The sequence below is a fragment of the Perlabentimonas gracilis genome, from assembly GCF_011174675.1.
In the GTDB taxonomy this organism is placed as follows: domain Bacteria; phylum Bacteroidota; class Bacteroidia; order Bacteroidales; family Tenuifilaceae; genus Perlabentimonas; species Perlabentimonas gracilis.
Genome location: NZ_JAANIG010000005.1, coordinates 22,883 through 40,063 on the forward strand (window position 1 = coordinate 22,883; position 17,181 = coordinate 40,063).

At 41.8% G+C, this 17,181-nt stretch carries 17 protein-coding genes; 5 read left to right on the plus strand and 12 right to left on the minus strand.

Annotated features, from left to right (window positions below; all coding sequences use genetic code 11):
- Positions 1–79: 79 nt before the first annotated feature.
- From G8O23_RS03530 to G8O23_RS03545, 4 genes are all read left to right on the plus strand, one after another.
- The gene (locus G8O23_RS03530; RefSeq protein ID WP_166361827.1) at positions 80–1,558 is read left to right on the plus strand and encodes a lipopolysaccharide biosynthesis protein; all 1,479 of its coding nucleotides are present in this window, start codon (positions 80–82) and stop codon (positions 1,556–1,558) included.
- Positions 1,559–1,758: 200 nt separating this feature from the next.
- Positions 1,759–2,715, plus strand: coding sequence for a carbamate kinase (gene arcC, locus G8O23_RS03535; RefSeq protein WP_166361829.1), 957 nt, complete (start codon positions 1,759–1,761; stop codon positions 2,713–2,715).
- Positions 2,716–2,747: 32 nt separating this feature from the next.
- Positions 2,748–3,749, plus strand: a complete 1,002-nt coding sequence (gene argF / locus G8O23_RS03540; RefSeq protein WP_166361831.1) for an ornithine carbamoyltransferase — start codon at positions 2,748–2,750, stop codon at positions 3,747–3,749.
- A 111-nt stretch (positions 3,750–3,860) separates the two neighbouring features.
- Complete coding sequence (locus tag G8O23_RS03545; protein ID WP_166361833.1) at positions 3,861–4,115, plus strand: RNA recognition motif domain-containing protein; 255 nt, start codon at positions 3,861–3,863, stop codon at positions 4,113–4,115.
- Between the two features lie 40 nt (positions 4,116–4,155).
- On the opposite strand, the gene G8O23_RS03550 is transcribed toward G8O23_RS03545, so the two are convergent.
- Positions 4,156–4,638, minus strand: a complete 483-nt coding sequence (locus tag G8O23_RS03550) for a DUF456 domain-containing protein (RefSeq protein ID WP_166361835.1) — start codon at positions 4,636–4,638, stop codon at positions 4,156–4,158.
- A gap of 120 nt (positions 4,639–4,758) precedes the next feature.
- Here G8O23_RS03550 and G8O23_RS03555 point away from each other — a divergent pair, with 120 nt between their 5' ends.
- The gene (locus G8O23_RS03555; RefSeq protein WP_166361837.1) at positions 4,759–5,031 is read left to right on the plus strand and encodes an acylphosphatase; all 273 of its coding nucleotides are present in this window, start codon (positions 4,759–4,761) and stop codon (positions 5,029–5,031) included.
- 41 nt (positions 5,032–5,072) lie between these two features.
- Here G8O23_RS03555 and G8O23_RS03560 read toward each other — a convergent pair whose 3' ends face one another.
- The 11 genes from G8O23_RS03560 to folP all read right to left on the minus strand — a co-directional run bounded on the left by G8O23_RS03560 (position 5,073) and on the right by folP (position 17,145).
- Positions 5,073–5,627, minus strand: coding sequence for a nitroreductase family protein (locus tag G8O23_RS03560; protein ID WP_166361839.1), 555 nt, complete (start codon positions 5,625–5,627; stop codon positions 5,073–5,075).
- 127 nt (positions 5,628–5,754) lie between these two features.
- The gene (locus G8O23_RS03565) at positions 5,755–6,417 is read right to left on the minus strand and encodes an NAD-dependent epimerase/dehydratase family protein (protein ID WP_235942241.1); all 663 of its coding nucleotides are present in this window, start codon (positions 6,415–6,417) and stop codon (positions 5,755–5,757) included.
- Positions 6,418–6,594: 177 nt separating this feature from the next.
- Entirely contained in the window at positions 6,595–7,509 is a 915-nt protein-coding gene (locus G8O23_RS03570; protein WP_219932396.1) for an alpha/beta hydrolase fold domain-containing protein, read from the minus strand.
- Positions 7,506–9,122: a phytoene desaturase family protein gene (locus tag G8O23_RS03575; protein ID WP_166361843.1), complete on the minus strand. Its 1,617-nt coding sequence runs from the start codon at positions 9,120–9,122 to the stop codon at positions 7,506–7,508. Before G8O23_RS03575 ends, G8O23_RS03570 begins: the two co-directional genes overlap by 4 nt.
- A gap of 4 nt (positions 9,123–9,126) precedes the next feature.
- Positions 9,127–10,728, minus strand: a complete 1,602-nt coding sequence (locus G8O23_RS03580) for a phytoene desaturase family protein (RefSeq protein ID WP_166361845.1) — start codon at positions 10,726–10,728, stop codon at positions 9,127–9,129.
- Positions 10,729–10,765: 37 nt separating this feature from the next.
- The gene (locus G8O23_RS03585) at positions 10,766–11,728 is read right to left on the minus strand and encodes an SDR family NAD(P)-dependent oxidoreductase (RefSeq protein WP_166361847.1); all 963 of its coding nucleotides are present in this window, start codon (positions 11,726–11,728) and stop codon (positions 10,766–10,768) included.
- Between the two features lie 8 nt (positions 11,729–11,736).
- Positions 11,737–12,210 carry a nuclear transport factor 2 family protein gene (locus tag G8O23_RS03590; RefSeq protein ID WP_166361849.1) on the minus strand — a complete coding sequence of 158 codons (474 nt, stop codon included), beginning with the start codon at positions 12,208–12,210 and terminating at the stop codon, positions 11,737–11,739.
- Between the two features lie 4 nt (positions 12,211–12,214).
- A complete protein-coding gene (locus G8O23_RS03595) occupies positions 12,215–12,622 on the minus strand; it encodes a DUF2141 domain-containing protein (protein ID WP_166361851.1) in 408 nt (135 codons plus the stop codon).
- A 168-nt stretch (positions 12,623–12,790) separates the two neighbouring features.
- On the minus strand, positions 12,791–15,187 hold the full coding sequence (locus tag G8O23_RS03600; RefSeq protein ID WP_166361853.1) for a TonB-dependent receptor: 2,397 nt from the start codon (positions 15,185–15,187) through the stop codon (positions 12,791–12,793).
- A 266-nt stretch (positions 15,188–15,453) separates the two neighbouring features.
- Positions 15,454–16,257, minus strand: a complete 804-nt coding sequence (cdaA, locus tag G8O23_RS03605) for a diadenylate cyclase CdaA (RefSeq protein WP_166361855.1) — start codon at positions 16,255–16,257, stop codon at positions 15,454–15,456.
- A gap of 12 nt (positions 16,258–16,269) precedes the next feature.
- Positions 16,270–17,145, minus strand: a complete 876-nt coding sequence (folP, locus tag G8O23_RS03610; protein ID WP_166361857.1) for a dihydropteroate synthase — start codon at positions 17,143–17,145, stop codon at positions 16,270–16,272.
- Positions 17,146–17,181: the final 36 nt, after the last annotated feature.

A 17,181-nucleotide genomic window follows, 5' to 3' on the forward strand; every position in this document is an offset into this window, starting at 1 on the left:
TTAAATGTTAACGGATTTCAACCTGTTGCTACTGCCTTTGTAATAATTTTACTGTATAGTATATAAATGTATTTGCTTAATGCTAAAAGGATTAAAGAAGACTGCACGAGGATCCATTGTTTATGGCCTAGGTAATATATCAACTAAGCTTGTTGGCATTGTGCTGATGCCGCTGTACACCGATACGAAAATCTTTTCTGTAAACGATTTTGGGGTATTAGGTGTAGTTGATGTTACTATACAGGTACTTGTTGCTCTCCTTGGGCTATCGCTGTATCAAGCTTACTTCAGGTGGTATTGGGATAAAAAGCATACCGATGACAGGAAAAGTATCTTTTTCACCTTGTTTTCATTTCTTGGCCTAACGGGGGGCATTTTCGTTGTGCTGGGTGCTTTTGCCTCGCAAAACTTGTCAACGCTGCTTTTCGATAGCGTTGATTACAGTAGAGTGCTGTCCCTAATGGTGATATCTGTTGTTCTTCAAATACTGGCCCAGCTACCCTTATCTTTAATGCGTTTGGAGGAAAGAGCGGGACTTTACACCGTAACAAATCTTACTCGACTTTTTGTAACCCTAATTTTAACAGTGCTTTTTATAACCAAATTCGATAGGTGGTTGGAGGGTATTTACGAAGCTCAAATACTTGGAAACCTATTCTTCATGCTAATCACGGCTCTATACTCCTATCGAAGATCGGTATTAAAGCTAAAGCTGCAGGTTCTAAAAGATATGTTGGAATATAGCCTTCCGCTTACCGTGGCCTCAGTATCGGGAATTGCATTGGCAACCCTCGATAGGTATGTGCTGAACTACAGGGCAACCCTTTTAGATGTTGGTATTTACACCACAGCTTTCCGGTTTGCCAATACCATTAGAGTATTTGTAGTTCACTCCATACAGCTTGCCGTGGCGCCCACCATTTTTAAGCTAATGGATCACCCAGACAATAAAGAGATCTATTCGCGCATTATGACCTATTTTGCCGTATTGGTAATTTACGCCTCGCTTGTGCTATCAATATTTGGTGCCGAGATACTCGACCTGTTTGTAACCGATAAGGTATACCATAAGGCTCTGTTCGTAATACCTATCCTTAGCCTTGGCATCTTGCTAAGTACCATTAAGGATGTAGCTATTAATGGGCTTAATATTGTGAAGAAAACAAAAATTGTGAGCGTAATTGTACCCATTGTCGCGGTTTTCCACCTTGCCCTCAGCTATCTTGTTATTCCAGTTTTTGGGGTATATGGTGCTGCTGTAGCTTCAGCCATATCGCAAAGTATTTTCCTTTTGGTTGTGCTTTACTTTGCGCAGAGGTATTACCCAATTCCCTACGAGTACAAACGTATCATTGTGTCGTTTTGCATTGCGCTAGTAATGCTGGTGGTGGGTATCAATATAACCTTTTCATCTGTTTTGCTAAATATTACACTTAAGCTTGCAATTGCTGCCCTTTTCCCTCTGGTAATCTGGCTAATCCCATTCCTTAAGCCCGATGAACGTCAGTGGGTGGTAGTAGGACTTGCTAGGATTCGGAGGATCCTATTCCGCAGCTAATTCATTGCCGTGGGCATCATTTCTAGTTTTGAAGTTGCCTGGAAATGAGGTTTATATAGGCATTCGGGTTTGATATGTTATTAAACACCCGACTTATAGCTAAGAGAATACGCTCCAAGTGGTTGTTAGGTGCTATAGGAAATGAAAAAATTTATAGTTTTGCTGTTCAAAAAAAATGAAAAACCAATAAAAAAGTGTATATGAGTAAATTAGCAGTTGTAGCTTTAGGTGGTAATGCGCTGCTTCGTGGTAACCAGGCGGGAACCATTGAGGAGCAAGAGCAGAACACCACAGACACACTAGAAAACCTAGTGTACCTTATTAAGGAGGGGTATAACCTGGTGATTAGCCATGGCAATGGCCCACAGGTGGGAAATATCCTTATGCGTAACGATGCAGGTGAGGAGATGTACCATATCCCTCAGATGCCGCTAGATGTATGTGTGGCCGATTCGCAAGGTGGTATAGGGTATATGATTGAGCGCCAGCTTCGCAATGTGCTTCGTAAGCACGGTATCGATAAGGAGGTGTGTTGCCTAGTTACGCCGGTACTTGTTGATAAGGATGACCCTGCTTTTGCAAACCCCACTAAGCGCGTAGGTAAAATTTACACCAAGGAGCAAGCCGATGAACTTTCTAAGTCGAAAGGTTGGATTTTTAAGGAGGAGGTTAAGGATACAGGCACAGGATGGAGAAGGGTAGTACCCTCACCAGCTCCCAAGGGCATTGTTAACGAGAAGGTTATTAAGCAGCTGGTCGATCAGGGTATCATTGTAATTGCTTCTGGTGGTGGTGGAATTCCAGTATATATGGATGAGAAAGGCGATATGCGCCCATCCGAAGCGGTAATCGACAAGGATTCTGCTTCAGCTCTCATGGGAGCCCGTATTGGAGCCGATGAGTTTTACATCCTAACCGATGTGCCTTACGTTTTCATAAACTACAAAAAGCCAAACGAGAAAAAATTGGAGTTTTTAAGTAAGGCCGATGCCGAGAAGTTTATGGCCGAGGGTATGTTTGGCGAGGGTAACATGTCACCCAAAATTCAGGCGTGCTTAAACTTTGTAGCACAAGGTGGGCATATGAGCGTAATTACCGAGGCCACCAAGCTCGAGGATAAAACCTACGGAACAAAAATCACCCTAGAATACGAATAGTAATTGTTGAACCTACGTTAAAATTTTAAGTTATGGCATTTAATCTAAGAAATAGGAGCTTCGTAAAGCTTCTTGATTTTACTCCCAAAGAGATTCAGTTTATGCTTGACCTATCGGCCGATTTAAAAGCCGCCAAGTATGCTGGAACTGAGCAGCAAAAGCTGAAAGGAAAGAACATTGTGCTTCTTTTCGAGAAGGACTCAACCCGTACTCGTTGCGCCTTTGAGGTGGCTGCATACGATCAGGGTGCCCAAGTTACCTACCTAGGCCCTGCCGGCTCGCAGATGGGTAAGAAGGAATCGATGGAAGATACTGCCCGCGTACTGGGTCGTATGTACGATGGTATTGAGTACCGTGGTTACTCTCAAGAGATTGTTGAGACCCTAGCTCAGCATGCTGGTGTTCCAGTATGGAACGGATTAACAACCGAGTTTCACCCGACCCAAATATTGGCCGATTTCCTAACAATGCGCGAGCATTGCAACAAACCCCTATGCAACGTAGCTTTTGCTTATATGGGTGATGCCCGCAACAATATGGGTAACTCGTTAATGGTTGGTGCAGCTAAAATGGGTATGGATTTCCGTGCTGTTGCTCCAAAGGACTGCTGGCCATCGGACGAACTTTACAATCAGTGCCTAGAGATTGCTAAGGAAACTGGCGCTAAGATTACCCGTACAGAGAGCGTTGAGGAAGGCGTTAAGGGATGTGATTTCCTTTACACCGACGTTTGGGTATCGATGGGTGAGCCTGAGTCTGTATGGGCCGATAGAATTAAACTACTAAAGCCATACCAGGTGAACAAAAAGGCTATGGAGCTGACCGGAAACCCCAACTGTAAGTTCATGCATTGTCTACCTGCATTCCACAACCGCAAAACGGTTGTTGGTGAGGATATCTTCCAGAAGTTTGGCCTTGAGTCAATGGAGGTTACCGAGGAGGTGTTCGAGTCGGATGCGAGCATCGTTTTCGATGAGGCTGAGAACCGTATGCACACCATTAAAGCGGTTATGGTTGCTACCCTTGGACAGTAGTAAAACTCAAATAATCAGGAAAAGGCAGCTAAAAAAGCTGCCTTTTTTTTGTTTTTATTAAAAATTTTGCCCTAATTTTATATTACATAACAAACTAAATGCTTTTGTATTATGAATATTTACATAGGGAATATTTCTTACACAATGACCGTAGAAGAGATTAAAGAGGTGTTTACTCCTTTTGGAAATGTTTTAAATGTGCGAATCATTGTGGATAAGCTGTCGGGCAAATCAAAGGGTTATGCATTTGTTGAAATGGAAAAAGAGGAAGAGGCCCAAAATGCCATTAAAGCCCTGAACGAAACAGAGGTGAAGGGGCGAAACGTTAAGGTAAATCTGGCTCACAGAAAAACGGCAAACGCTTAACTCTTTAAAAAGGCCAAGTAGTATAAGGCAGTTGCTTCATCTATCGAAGGAAGAGCTCTTTTACAAAGTAGTAGGTGGTAACACCCGAAACGGCAAACTTTAAGCCGGTTCCTAACAAAAAGCCAACAAACGAACCAAAGGCAGACTTCAATGCGCTCCTTTGGTTTTGGTTTGCTGTAACCTCACCAATAAACGCACCCACAAAGGGGCCTATAATTATTCCAAACGGAGGAAAAAGGAATAGCCCAACAACCAACCCTATGGTCGATCCCCATACACCCCGTTTGCTGCCCCCAAAACGCTTTGTTGCCCATATGGGGAAAACGTAATCGAGGGCGGTGGCCACTGCTGCAGCAATACCCAGCCAAAGCAGTAGGTCGGAGTTTATTGCTCCCCAACGGGTGAAGTGAAGAATTAGTAAGCCTCCAAAACTTAAGGGGGGGCCAGGTATAACTGGTAAAATGCATCCTAACAAACCTAGTACAATAAGAATTGCTGCAACTATAATGAGTATGTAGTCCATAGTTATTTAAAATTGTGTATACAAATATATCTTTTATATCTATATGGCGAAACCAGTTTGAGCTAATGCTTGATTCGAGTATAGAATTTTTCCTAAATTTGAGCTAAAAGTTAGTTGGATATGGATGTTAAAGCAAAAAGCATAGTGCTCAAAGGTAAAGTGCAGCAGGTTGGGTTCCGCTATTTTGTATTTAAGCTGGCTGCCGAACTTGACGTTAAGGGATTCGTAAAAAATCAGCCCGATGGAAGCGTATATGTTGAGGCCGAAGCCGATGCACATACCATCGAGGTGTTTGAAGCGCACTGCAAAATGGGGTCACCTCACTCAAACGTAACCCATTTCTTTGTCCAGCCTATACCTACTCAACATTTCAAGGAGTTTACCATTAGGTAAAGTCTTATTTTGTTAATTTTAAGTATAACTCTTTATTGATGTTAATACGTGTTGAATCCCACCGCCTGCTCAAGGCTTTTCCTTCGCTTTTCTCTAACTTCGGGTTTGGCAGGATAGCCAAGCGTAATGATTAGGATAGGACGCTTGGTTCTGGGGATATTAAGCAGTCTTTTTACAGCCGATTCATCAAACCAGCCAATCATGCATGAACCAAGCCCCTCGGCAGTTGCTGCAAGACAAATGTGCTCGGCAGCAATCCCAATATCTATAAGTGGAAGGTTCTTTTGCTTAACCACGCTCCCAAATTTCGAGTTGAAATTCCCTCCCTCAAGCACAATTACTATATGAACTGGTGCTTGCTTAGTAAAATGGTTCATGCCCAATATTTTGCTTGAGGTGGTATCGGCTAGCTTGTTTTTTAGCTCCGTATCGTTTACCACAATAAACCTCCAGGGCTGAGCATTGCAGGCCGATGGCGCTAATCGAGCTGTCTCCAGAATCCGTTCCAGTTTTTCTGGCTCTATAGGCTGATCTGTATACCCTCTATCGCTCTGGCGATTTTTAACTAATGATTGAAAATATTCGCTTGTGTTCATAAAGACTGATTGATTACCGATTACTGACTACTGACTACCGACTACCGATTACTTTTCTCTGTCTTCCGTCTTCCCTCGTCAACCTCCAAAAAGCGTCGGTTTACGAGGCAGGCGTCTTCCAACTTCCCTACCTCTTCGCATCGTACTCCTTGCTATACAGATTAAGCGTGTTCGATTCGGCAATTATTGTACCTTGTCCCTGTTCTACAAGAGCAATCATCGCTTTGGCTACATCTTCGTCTTTAATTCCCTTGTATTTTTTTAGGGGACCGATAAAGAGGATGCTAAATATGGAGTATAAGACTTTTCCAATATCCTCGGCAATGCGTCTCTCGTTTCGCTTACCCAGTAGGAGTGAGGGGCGAACAATTACTAACCGTGCGAAACCTATCTTCTTAAGTTCTTCCTCAACTTGCCCTTTGGTTTTCAGATAAAAGTTCTTCGATTTTGGATTAGCCCCAATGGAACTTACCACGGCAAATCGTTCAATACCTGCAGTTTTAGCCTTTTGGGCAAAGTCAACTACCATGTCAAAATCAACCTTGCGAAAAGCTTCTCTTGAACCAGCTTTTCTCATGGTGGTTCCCAAACAGCAGAATGCGTAGTTTATTTCGGAAGGGATTGAGTAGATGCCATTCTCAATGGGAATGAGAACCGACTTTTCGGTTAGGTTACTCGGGGCTCTCCTTGACACTAAGTGCAATTTAGCATGATTAGGGTTATTACTTAAGATTTCGTGAAGTTTTGACCCAATAAGCCCTGTGGAGCCTATAATTATTGATGCCTTCATATTTCTATTCTGGTTATTGGCAATTTGCGTATTATATTTTTTAATAGTCGAGCCTTAAAACTAGCGCTTTGTTAACTACTAACAAATTCATCGAGTTCTAGCTTAGGCACGAGATCAATTATTTCCATTGATTTGACTATGCTTAGCAAGCAATGTAATACTAATGTAACGCTTCCTCTATTTATGGACGAATAGTTCGTTTATTCTTTTCAACACATCTTTTGTCTCCCTGAGACTTGTTACCACAACCCAGTCGTGAAACATTCCAGAATACTCAAAATAGTTAAAGTTGATATTTTGGATTTCAAGTATTTGTTTTAGCTTTCGTGCATCTGCAATAAGAACGTCGCTAGTGCCTGTAAATATAGATATCTTTCCTAGATTGGAAAAATCCCCATGTATTGGGCTTACCCTGAAGTCTGTAACATCTAAGCTGCCTGCATATTTTTTCCCTGCTATTTTCAATGCCTTTATGCTTAAAATTTTGTCGAGCTTATCATACTTAACAATCTCAGGATTCGACATTGAAGCATCGAGCCATGGCGAAAGCAGGGTTAGTTGCTCGGGCCGCTTTAGGCCTTCGTTTCTAATTTTTTGGGCAAAGCCCAAGGCAAGCCCTCCACCTGCCGAATCGCCCATAAAAACTACTTTCTTTGAGGAATAGTTGGCAGTTAGTTTTGCGTAAACCGCATCAAGAAAATGGTATGTATCGATACAGGTTGATTCGGGAGCCAATGGGTAATCGGGAACAACAAATGTTGCATTTGAGCTATCCAGCAGCTTATTAATTAGTTGCCAATGCATTGGGGTTATGTTCGCATAGTATGCCCCACCGTGAAGATAAAGTATTATGGTATCGCTTTCGCTATTTTTTGGTGATATTGTCCAAACCGTTCTTCCATTATATCCCTCTTCATTAACATTAAATTTTTTTAGCATTGATTTAGGAATGCTTGCAGGAGTTTTGCTGTAACCATTGCTTAGAATTTTTCTTTCCATTGCCCGCTTCATACCAAACAACCCCATGAAAAATTGAATAAACCTTGATTCAAGGCTTGGCGGAACTGCGTGATAATATTCCTTTCCGCTCATTTAGATTTGCTTTTGATTACCCTATCGGCAGCAAGTTTGCCAGTTACAATTGACATTGGAAAGCCTGATGGGCTGTAGGTCCACTGACCAGCCTGAAAAACATTTGGCAATATGGTTTTAACGGAATTGTTTACCTTAAGCATTTGATTGACTGCCGGCACAAATGGATTGGTGAATGCCCAGCCCGTAAGGGCTCCGTGGGAGTTACCCGTAAGCCTCTCAAATGTTGATGGCGATGATGAAAACCGGTTCGCCACTTTATCCTTTATGCCCGGATAAATGGTATCGTTCAAAATTTCAATCGTAAGGATTTCCATAAAATCCCTTATCTCATCTTTCCAGCCAAACTCCTCAATCCGCTTATCTAACTTATAATCTAGAAATAGGCTTACCTCAAGGCCAACCTTACCTTCGGGAGCCAAAGTTGGATCGCGCAGAACGGGAATGGCAATTTCAAAAGTATTAAATCTGAAATACTCTTGTAGATAATCCTTTACCTTATTTTTCAGTTCAATATTATCTGTTTGGATTTTTTTTGAACTAATAAACTCATCAATATCTTTTTTTGATACTGATGACAACCCACGTTTATCGGGAGTGTAGAAGAAATGTCCCGTACAAATATTTTCGAAATACTCCTTCCTCTCATTCACAGTTAGATAAACTGTAAAAACCGAATCGCCACCTTTTAGGGGATTAAGTTCGGCTCTTTTTTGGTCAATTCTTTTTATTAACTCCTTGTTTTCTAATTTTTCAATTGGTATAACATTGTAAAGCTGCTTTAAGTCGCTGGCCCAAATCAAATTGGAATATTCAATGCGATTCCCCTTACTGTCCATTATATATTTTTCTTCAGGGTTTATGTTGGTAACTGAAATTCCTGTATTTATAACACCTCCCCTTTCGGTAACAAAATTGGCCACCCTATCACCTACTATTCCAGTTCCGCCTTTTGGGTAATGGTAGTCCAGGTAAAGGCTAAAGTAGCTTAGGGCAAACGATATTGGCGTGTTTTTAAAGAAGTGCTGCGCAATGATATCAATTAGCGCCTGATTATTTGTAAGCCTTGCTAAGTAATCCTCAACTGGTTCGTAAAGCTTATTAATTTTTCGCATTGTGAATAGGAAGCGGAATAGCCAGGGAAGCAGTTCGCCGAATAGGTACTTTTTATTCTTGGCAAAATCCATTAGGGCGGGGTTATCGATGCCGTAAAGAACATCCATATAGCCCATTATCTTTTTTATCTCCTTGATAATGGCTGAAATATCACTGGCACTATCTGGATAAAAAGATTTTAGAAATGCTTCATACTCGGCAATGCTGTTTTTATCGATAACCTTGATTACCTTATCCTCTATGCCAACCGAAATGGTGACTTTTTGGAATTCGATGTCGATTCCCAGTTGCCTCAGCATGGGAAAAACAATGCCAGAATTTTCGATTGAACGTAATCCCGAATCGAAATAGACGTTGTTGCGCTGAAAGGTTTGCACCAAACCTCCAACCTTTGGCTGTCGCTCGAAAAGTACTACCGATTTGCCCGATTTGGCGATATACGCAGCAGCAGTTAGCCCTGCTATTCCGCCACCAACAACTACTGCATCGTACTTCATCTCTCTATTTTTTTGATTTGAGAATCTTATTTGCAGCAATTTTCCCAGTTAGTATCGACATAGGAACACCCGCAGGACTGTAAGCCCATTGTCCGGCTTGATAAACATCTGGCAAAGGAGTGTAAACCGAACGATCTGCAATTTGAATTTTATTTATCACGGGCATATCTTTCTGAAACTCCCAGCCAACAATTGCTCCTTCGGAGCTGGCAGTACGGTTGTGGTAGCTTAGGGGCGAAAATGAAAAGCGACCTATCACCTTATCCTTTAGCATTGGGAAAACCGACTCAGAAATTACCTTTAAAACAAGTTCCTCAATCCCGGAATTGAACTCTTCGAGCCATCCCGCCTCATTTATCTTTTTAAATAGTTCATAATCGGCAAGGAAACTGATAATCATTCCCGTTTTACCGGGGGGGGCTAACTCCTTATCACGAAGTCCTGGAATTGATATCTCGAAGGTGTTAAGGGTTATGAATTTATTGAGCCAATCGAGAATTTGCTGCTTACTTACATTTGAGAAATTGTCTAGTAATTCGTAAAGTTCTTTCCGATGCGTTTCGCCCAAACCCTGTCGCGATGGGGTGTAGAAGAAGTGCCCATTGGCAATCTTGCCAAAGGTTTCAAGTGGTTCATCAACCTGAAGGAATAGCGTAAATACCGATTCGCCACCCTTGCTGCTAAGAATTTTCGCCTTCCTTTCTTCGAAATTGGATTTTATCTCTTCCGATAGCTTTTCAGTTTCAGCAATTCTATAAAGCGTTTTTAGGTCGGCAGCCCAAATTAGGTTCTTATAATTGTAAGTGTTACCTTTTTCATCCACAACTGTTTTATTGTCGGGGGAGATTGCAGTAACCGATGTTGCGGTTTTAATCTCACCACCAAACTCAATTATCTTACCATATAATGCATCAGCAAGTTTGCCAACACCACCCTTGGGGTAGAAATAATCGAGATAGAGCGAAAAGTAGCTTAAGGCAAAGAATGTGGGCGTATTCTTGAAGAAATGCTGGGCGATAATATCCCTAAGCGATGGATTTTTTACCACTGAATTTAGGTAATCCTCCACAGGAACTTGCATCCGGTTAATTTTACCTACGGTAAATAGGAAGCGTGGCATCCACGGAAGGAGTTTTTTGAAGATAAAGGATGTGTCGCGCTTTAAATCCTTGAATAGCGGATTCTCAATTCCGTAAAGCACATCCATGTACTTCATTATCTTGCGGATGGTTTTAACCACCTCATCAATCTCCTTCTCACTCTCGGGATAGAATTTTTTTAGTAGCTGCTTGTAATCTTTTAAACTATCGATATTCTTGATGTTTAGTATTTTATTCTCAACACCAAGTGAAACGGGGCTTTTTACCACTTCAAGTTCAATGTTTAAATCCTTAAGCATGGGGAAGATTATCCCAGCATCCTCCAGCGCTCTAACCCCAGCATCGAAATGAAATCCGTTACGGGTAAAAGAGTTTACAAGCCCACCCAGTTCCCGATTTTTTTCAATAAGAAGAACATTTTGTCCCTCACGGGCCAAGTAGGTTGTTGCTGTTAAACCGGCAATTCCTCCACCGACTACTATGGTATCGTATGAGTTATCTGACATAGACATAAAATGTGATACTTAAAAAAGCAAATACAAATTACCAAGTCAATTTATCTAATCCAGTTATTTTCAAAGTTTCATTCCATAGCATAGGAGCTACCTCTCTATCCAATGCAGGTGGCGCGGGTTCTTCTTCGGTGGTTAGGTTAAAGAATTTTCCGCTCACATTATCCATCTCTTTTGAAACCCCCAAATAGTATAAAGCCTCCGCTGAAATATTGGGAGATTTTAATGTTTTATCGAAAAAATTTCGTTTAAACCATTTATAAACCGGTCCATTCTCCTGTCCCGTTTCCGTTTTTACTGCACCGGGGTGCATTGTATTTATTGTTACTCCTGTATTCTTTAGGTGTTCATCAAAGACTAGCATTGAGAGTAGCTGAGCCGTTTTGGCAGAGCCGTAGCTTTTAAGACCGGAGTAGCTGCGTTTTTCCCAGTTTAAATCGTCGAGCCTAAGGCCCCAAGCGGCAAAGCGATGCCCCTCGGAGCCAACCATAATAATGCGAGCCTGATTTTGCGTTTTCAATTTATCCTTTAAAAGATAATTCATAATGAACGATGAAAGGTAGTGAACCACAAAAACCTTATCATGCCCTTCTGGCGTTAGCTCCCGTTTGGTAAGGTAAACCCCAGCATTGTGAATTATCACATCGATGGGCATTTTCAATTGCGCAAGCTCATTGGAAACACGAAAAATATCTTTTAAACTACTTAAATCGGCAATTTTATAATCGCACTTTACGCCAAACTCACTCTCAATCTCACGGCGAAGGTTTTCTGATTTTTCAGGATTTCGGTTAATGCAAAGCAGATTTGCCCCTTTTGAGGCGAATTTTAGTGCCGTAACCCGGCCAATTCCCGACGTGGCTCCTGTAATAACAACCAGTCTGCCGGCAAAGTCATCGGGGCATACTTTGGGATCCTTAAGATTATTCCTAATCATTGCAAATACGTTAGACCACTTGTACTCGCGGATGTATTGTTTCGTTTTATTTCTCATAAAAGCCACTATCCAAATTTTTTGATTAGGAACCTGCGGTACATCTTGCCAAAACGGGGGATATTATTAAAAATATCACCCCATAAATCGTAGTAGTCGCGCTGCTCCTTAATTAGTCCATCCTCGCTAAGCACCAACTTAGTTGCGCCATACATTGGAGTATTGGGATACTTCTTAAACATCATGGTCATTACCCAGTCGAACATTATCACGTTTTCGTTTTGTGTTATGGCCAAAATTTCCATTTTCAGCTGCTGGGTGCGCTTGGTGAGGCGGTTGCACATGGCAATAAAGTTTTCTAGCCCCTCAATTCGCTGAATGGTATCCTGAAAAACGATATCCTTATGGTAGTAGGGAAAAATATGCGACCAGTCGGGCTTGCCCTCCCGATTGTATGTCTGCGTCCACAACTCCTTGATTGTGTCAATATTTAGGGTAACCCTTTCGGGTTCATTAGCAGTTAGATGATCCTGATAATTCATAATTTTAAAAGTATTTGGGCTTGCACTTTATTGTCATAGATTCGTTAAGTTCGAATATGGTTTTCTCAAAAGATGGTGGGCCAAAGGTCATACTTGGGTTGTTCGAAAAGCCAAATCCTTCCTTAGGAATCCCTAGCCAGTTTGTGTCCAACTTGTTGTTATTGTTCTCATCATGAATAAACTTAAAGGCATATTTACCCGGTTCTAGTCCTTCAATAACGATTACAGTTTTATTGCCCGTAATATCCTTAGTTGCTGCACTAATTTGTGCTTCGTTTTCATTACTAAGTTCCAGATGAACTTGGCCATTGTTGTTTCGCAATTCGTATATTTTAATTGTTATGGAAAGCTGGGCAAGTAACCCGAAGGGAATAAGAGACAAAACTATGAACAATAAATATACTCTTTTCATATTAATGCTTACTCTTCGATTGTATCAGTACTGTTTTCTGTTTCATTATAAAGCATCTAAACATAATAAAAAAAGCCTTTGGTTGTATTCAAAGGCTTTTTTTTATCATCTATATTTCTAACTAACCCCTTAGAGTCGATCCAGTAATTTAGTCATATTGACAAGCTTTTAAAATATTATTCGCCACTGTGGTATGGCCATCATGCTGGTTTGGTATATATATTCAGCCTCACCAGTAACGTCGTTGAATCTTTCCCCTTGAATGTTCTTGTAGTTTAAAAGGTTGGTTATCTCTAATCCCCATTCCTGTGTTATCCCACGTTTGTTCGATCGGAATGAAATTTTGAAATCAACTTTAACGTAGTCGTTTAGCTTTTCGCTAAATGCTTTGTCGTAATCCCATTTCTGCTCCCATTTCTGTGTTTCATCATTGTATACAGGTTCCCATGGTGTGGCACGTTTTCCTCCTGCAAGCATTCCTTTGATATCTACAGCCAATGAGTTTCTCACATTGGGCTTGTTCTTGCTCAGTATAAACTCCTTACCGAATAAACCATTTAGCACGTAATTGTTGTTAAATGCCGTGTTGTAGGTTTTTTTGTCGCTACCGGTGTACTTCGAGTCGAATAGCGATGCTGTAAAGAGGTAGTAAAGGCCTTTATTTAGGAAGCGCTCAACGGTAAGTTCAACCCCATAGTTAGCGCCAGTGCCTTCGTTTGTAAGGTAGTACGATGGCATGCTGAATTCGAAGCTAGCACCGTTATTCAGAATGGAGAAGGAGTTGCTGCCCACCTTATCAACAGGGATATTGAAAAGATGCTGATAGTAAGTTTCTAGCTTAATGTGAGTGAACTTGTTTATCCGGTAGTTGTAACCTAGCACCAGCTGATGGCTTTTTGATAGCCCAAGATCGAGGTTGGTGCTTACATTTGCGCCATCGCTATGGGGCTCTTGGAGGAAGTAAATGAATAGGGGCGATATTTGGCTGTGCAATCCGTATCCAAAGCTAATGGAATGGTTGGGCAATATCCCATACCTGATGCCTACGCGGGGTTCAATGGAGTGGCTTTTGTTGAAAGCAAAAAAGTTGTAAGTAACCCCCGTGTTAAAGGTAAGCCTATCGTTTGGACGGTATTGCCATTGAATAAACGGATTGTGGAGCCAAGTATTTCCCTGAAAATCTATCTGACTCCGATACTCATCATGCTGCCTATACCATACCTCATCCCAAAAGTTGCTGGCAAGTAACTTCGATGACAACCCACCCTTGATGGTGTGGCTGCTGTTAACACGGTGGTTTACTATTGCAGACGCAGTAATACGGTTATCGATAAAGCTTGAATTGTAAAATTTGAACTGTTCCAAGTTAGTGCTTAAGGTATCCATACGGTTTGTGGCATTCTGTCCCATAGCGGATAGCGTTACCCTAAGGTAGGTGTTTGATGTAAATGTATAGTGCGATGTAACACCCACCACGCCCATGTTTGTACCTGAAGTTATGTCGAAACCTTCGCCACCATAGTAATTTAACTGCTCCTTGGTGGTGTCCTTACGGCTGTCCCAGATCTCAATATGGCTTAGGCCGCCAAGGCCAAACATCGATATGTGCCCTAATGGAGTATTGGGTAAGTTTATCTTAAATGATAAATCCTGATACTGTGGTACTCCCACAGTACCAAAGTCCATACCCAGCTTATCAAATACCCCCATGGTTGAGTATCGATAATTCACAAGGAATGATGAGCCTTTGACGCGCGAAATAGGTCCTTCGGCTCCAACCTCGAAGCCATTAAACCCTACTTGCCCAAGGAACTCGAATTGCTCGTTGTTGCCGTTCCGCATTCTTAGGTCGAAAACACCTGAGGTAGCATTGCCAAATTCGGCAGGGAATGCCCCTGTGTAAAAATCGGAGTGTTCTAGCAGAGTATTGTTGAGCATGCTCACGGGGCCACCAGTACTACCCGACATACCCCAGTGGTTAGGGCTTGGGATATCAACCCCCTCGAGTCGCCAAAGTAGGCCCATGGGTGAATTGCCTCTGATGATGATATCGTTACGCGAATCGTCAACCCCTACCACACCGGCAAAGTTGGCAGCCATTCGGGCTGGGTCGTTTCGGCTACCGGCGTATCGTTCGGTTTCCTCAACAGTAAATCCACGTGCGCTAACGGTGGCCATCTGGTTAATCGATGTGGTTTTGTCAATGGTTCGGGTTATCACAACCTCATCCACTCCCATCACCATCTCCTCCATATAAACGTTAATCACCAGCTCTTTCCCTGCCTGTAGGTTTAGGTTATTTAGCATTACATCATGGTAGCCAAGGAACTTAATTAGCAGGCTTACTCGGCCCACTTCTACATTTTCGAGTCGAAAATTCCCATGCTCATTGGCTGAAACTCCTTGTAATGGATCGGAGTTTACCAGAATAACATTGGCTCCTGGTAACGACACGCGGGTTTGCTTATCGAGCACTGTACCTCTGATGGTTTGCGTTACCACTTCGGCTGAATGTAACTTAATTGCGAGGAGAATCAGTAATGCTAAGGGTATAAATCTTTTCATAAGGTAATAATTGTAGCTATTTGCTTGGTTATATTTTTCGTGTGATTTATTAAAATGTTGAGCATAGGCTTGCGCCCAATTTTCAAAAATGCATCTTAGCAAATTGCATACCAACCCAAATGTCGTTGAGACAATTTTTTGTTAATAAAGAGTCCAAATGCTTTACTGCCTCAGGTTATCAGCAAATTGTGCTGTAAAACTTAATTTGATATTTTGGTGGGGGCTTTTATCTATCTGATTGAATCTGTAATCGTTTAGGCTTTTATCTAGCTTTTACTTATCAAATTTTCTTCAAGTATCTCCCTAAGCTTAACTACGCTTATGTTCTCGGTTATTACGCCCTCAAATATAAATGAAATCTTGCCTGTCTCTTCCGACACCACAATTACCAATGCATCGGTAATTTCGCTAATACCCAATGCGGCTCGGTGCCTTAGCCCATAGGTGGCCGAGAGGTTAGTTTTTTCGGTAAGGGGAAGAATACACCTTACGGCATAAATAAGGTTGTTTTTAATAATCATTGCCCCATCGTGCAGGGGGCTGTTCTTAAAGAAGATGTTTTCGATCAGCCTACTCGATGTCTCGGCATTTATGATATCTCCTGTTTCGGCATATAGTTGAAGGTTAGATTTTTGAGTAACAACAATTAAGGCACCAATTTTAGTCTCGGCCATATTGCGGCAAGCTCTTACTATGGCCTCAATATTAACGGGTGTATCATACTTGTCGCCCTTCATCATCAACATTTTTTCAATGGAGAATCTGTTTTTTGAGAAGTAACGTGTTCCTAGAAGTAGCAAGAACCGGCGGATTTCCTGTTGAAATACAATTATCAGAGCAATTACCCCAACCCCAATAATTTGCCCTAGGATACTGCTTAGCAGCTCCATATTTAGGGCCTTAACCACTAGCCAAAATATGTATAGGGTGAATATTCCTAAAAAGATATTGATGGCAACGGTTCCCCTTATCAGCATATATATCTGGTAAAAAAGGAGTGCAACCAGAAGTATGTCGATAATATCGAGTATTCGGATTGATATGAATAGGGGCACTAACGTAAGATCCATAAAGCGAAATATCTAATCCCCAATGGGTTGGTTTATACAAAGTTCTGTTAGTTTAATAGCTTCAACGGCCTCCTTCACATCATGAACCCTTAGTATTTTTGCGCCCTTTAGCAGCGCAATGGTGTTTAGCACCGATGTTCCGTTGAGCGAGGTGGTGGGTTTTGCCTCAAGGGGTTTGTATATCATCGATTTGCGCGACACCCCTACTAGGATCGGAAGGTTGAAAATTCTAAAGGCATCCAAATTGTTCAATAGCGTATAGTTGTGCTCTATGGTTTTGCCAAAACCAAAACCCGGATCAATTATGATATCCTTTACACCAAGCCTACCGAGCTCCTCGGTTTTTGTTGCAAAATATTTGAATACATCTTTAATTAAATTCTCGTAGGTAGGGTTTACCTGCATAGTCTCTGGCGTACCCTGCATATGCATTGCTATGTATGGAACACCTAGATCAGCCACCGTTTCAAACATCATCTTATCCATTTCACCTGCTGAAATATCATTAATAATGCTGGCCGAAAAATCTGTGACCATACGGCGTGCTACCGAGGCTCTGAATGTATCAACGGAGAGTATTGCCTCAGGGAAATGCTTGCGAATTACGGCAGCGGCTTTGCTTAGCCTTTTTAGCTCCTCATCCTCTGTTACTAGCTTGGCACCTGGGCGAGTGGAGCATGCCCCAATATCTATTACCGCACCACCTTGCTGAATGATTTCCTTGGCCCTTTTGTATATGCGCCTTTTAAGCCTGAACTGACTTCCGTGATAGAACGAATCGCTTGTAATGTTTATTATACCCATTACCACAGGCGTGGTAAGATCTAACAGCTTACCGTTGCAGGCTAGTGTGCTCTTGCTCTGGAAAAAGGTTGGGGCTATATCCATAGGGTTACTGGTTTTGCTTTGGGTTGCTAAATTACA

What these genes read in the sequence shown, in the direction of transcription:
- G8O23_RS03570 (WP_219932396.1), bottom strand. Translation starts at nt 7,509, where the DNA reads ATGAGCGGAAAGGAATATTATCACGCAGTTCCGCCAAGCCTTGAATCA.
- G8O23_RS03555 (WP_166361837.1), top strand. Translation starts at nt 4,759, where the DNA reads ATGGATGTTAAAGCAAAAAGCATAGTGCTCAAAGGTAAAGTGCAGCAG.
- G8O23_RS03590 (WP_166361849.1), bottom strand. Translation starts at nt 12,210, where the DNA reads ATGAATTATCAGGATCATCTAACTGCTAATGAACCCGAAAGGGTTACC.
- G8O23_RS03560 (WP_166361839.1), bottom strand. Translation starts at nt 5,627, where the DNA reads ATGAACACAAGCGAATATTTTCAATCATTAGTTAAAAATCGCCAGAGC.
- folP (WP_166361857.1), bottom strand. Translation starts at nt 17,145, where the DNA reads ATGGATATAGCCCCAACCTTTTTCCAGAGCAAGAGCACACTAGCCTGC.
- cdaA (WP_166361855.1), bottom strand. Translation starts at nt 16,257, where the DNA reads ATGGATCTTACGTTAGTGCCCCTATTCATATCAATCCGAATACTCGAT.
- argF (WP_166361831.1), top strand. Translation starts at nt 2,748, where the DNA reads ATGGCATTTAATCTAAGAAATAGGAGCTTCGTAAAGCTTCTTGATTTT.
- G8O23_RS03530 (WP_166361827.1), top strand. Translation starts at nt 80, where the DNA reads ATGCTAAAAGGATTAAAGAAGACTGCACGAGGATCCATTGTTTATGGC.
- G8O23_RS03545 (WP_166361833.1), top strand. Translation starts at nt 3,861, where the DNA reads ATGAATATTTACATAGGGAATATTTCTTACACAATGACCGTAGAAGAG.
- arcC (WP_166361829.1), top strand. Translation starts at nt 1,759, where the DNA reads ATGAGTAAATTAGCAGTTGTAGCTTTAGGTGGTAATGCGCTGCTTCGT.
- G8O23_RS03575 (WP_166361843.1), bottom strand. Translation starts at nt 9,122, where the DNA reads ATGAAGTACGATGCAGTAGTTGTTGGTGGCGGAATAGCAGGGCTAACT.
- G8O23_RS03600 (WP_166361853.1), bottom strand. Translation starts at nt 15,187, where the DNA reads ATGAAAAGATTTATACCCTTAGCATTACTGATTCTCCTCGCAATTAAG.
- G8O23_RS03585 (WP_166361847.1), bottom strand. Translation starts at nt 11,728, where the DNA reads ATGAGAAATAAAACGAAACAATACATCCGCGAGTACAAGTGGTCTAAC.
- G8O23_RS03595 (WP_166361851.1), bottom strand. Translation starts at nt 12,622, where the DNA reads ATGAAAAGAGTATATTTATTGTTCATAGTTTTGTCTCTTATTCCCTTC.
- G8O23_RS03565 (WP_235942241.1), bottom strand. Translation starts at nt 6,417, where the DNA reads ATGAAGGCATCAATAATTATAGGCTCCACAGGGCTTATTGGGTCAAAA.
- G8O23_RS03580 (WP_166361845.1), bottom strand. Translation starts at nt 10,728, where the DNA reads ATGTCAGATAACTCATACGATACCATAGTAGTCGGTGGAGGAATTGCC.
- G8O23_RS03550 (WP_166361835.1), bottom strand. Translation starts at nt 4,638, where the DNA reads ATGGACTACATACTCATTATAGTTGCAGCAATTCTTATTGTACTAGGT.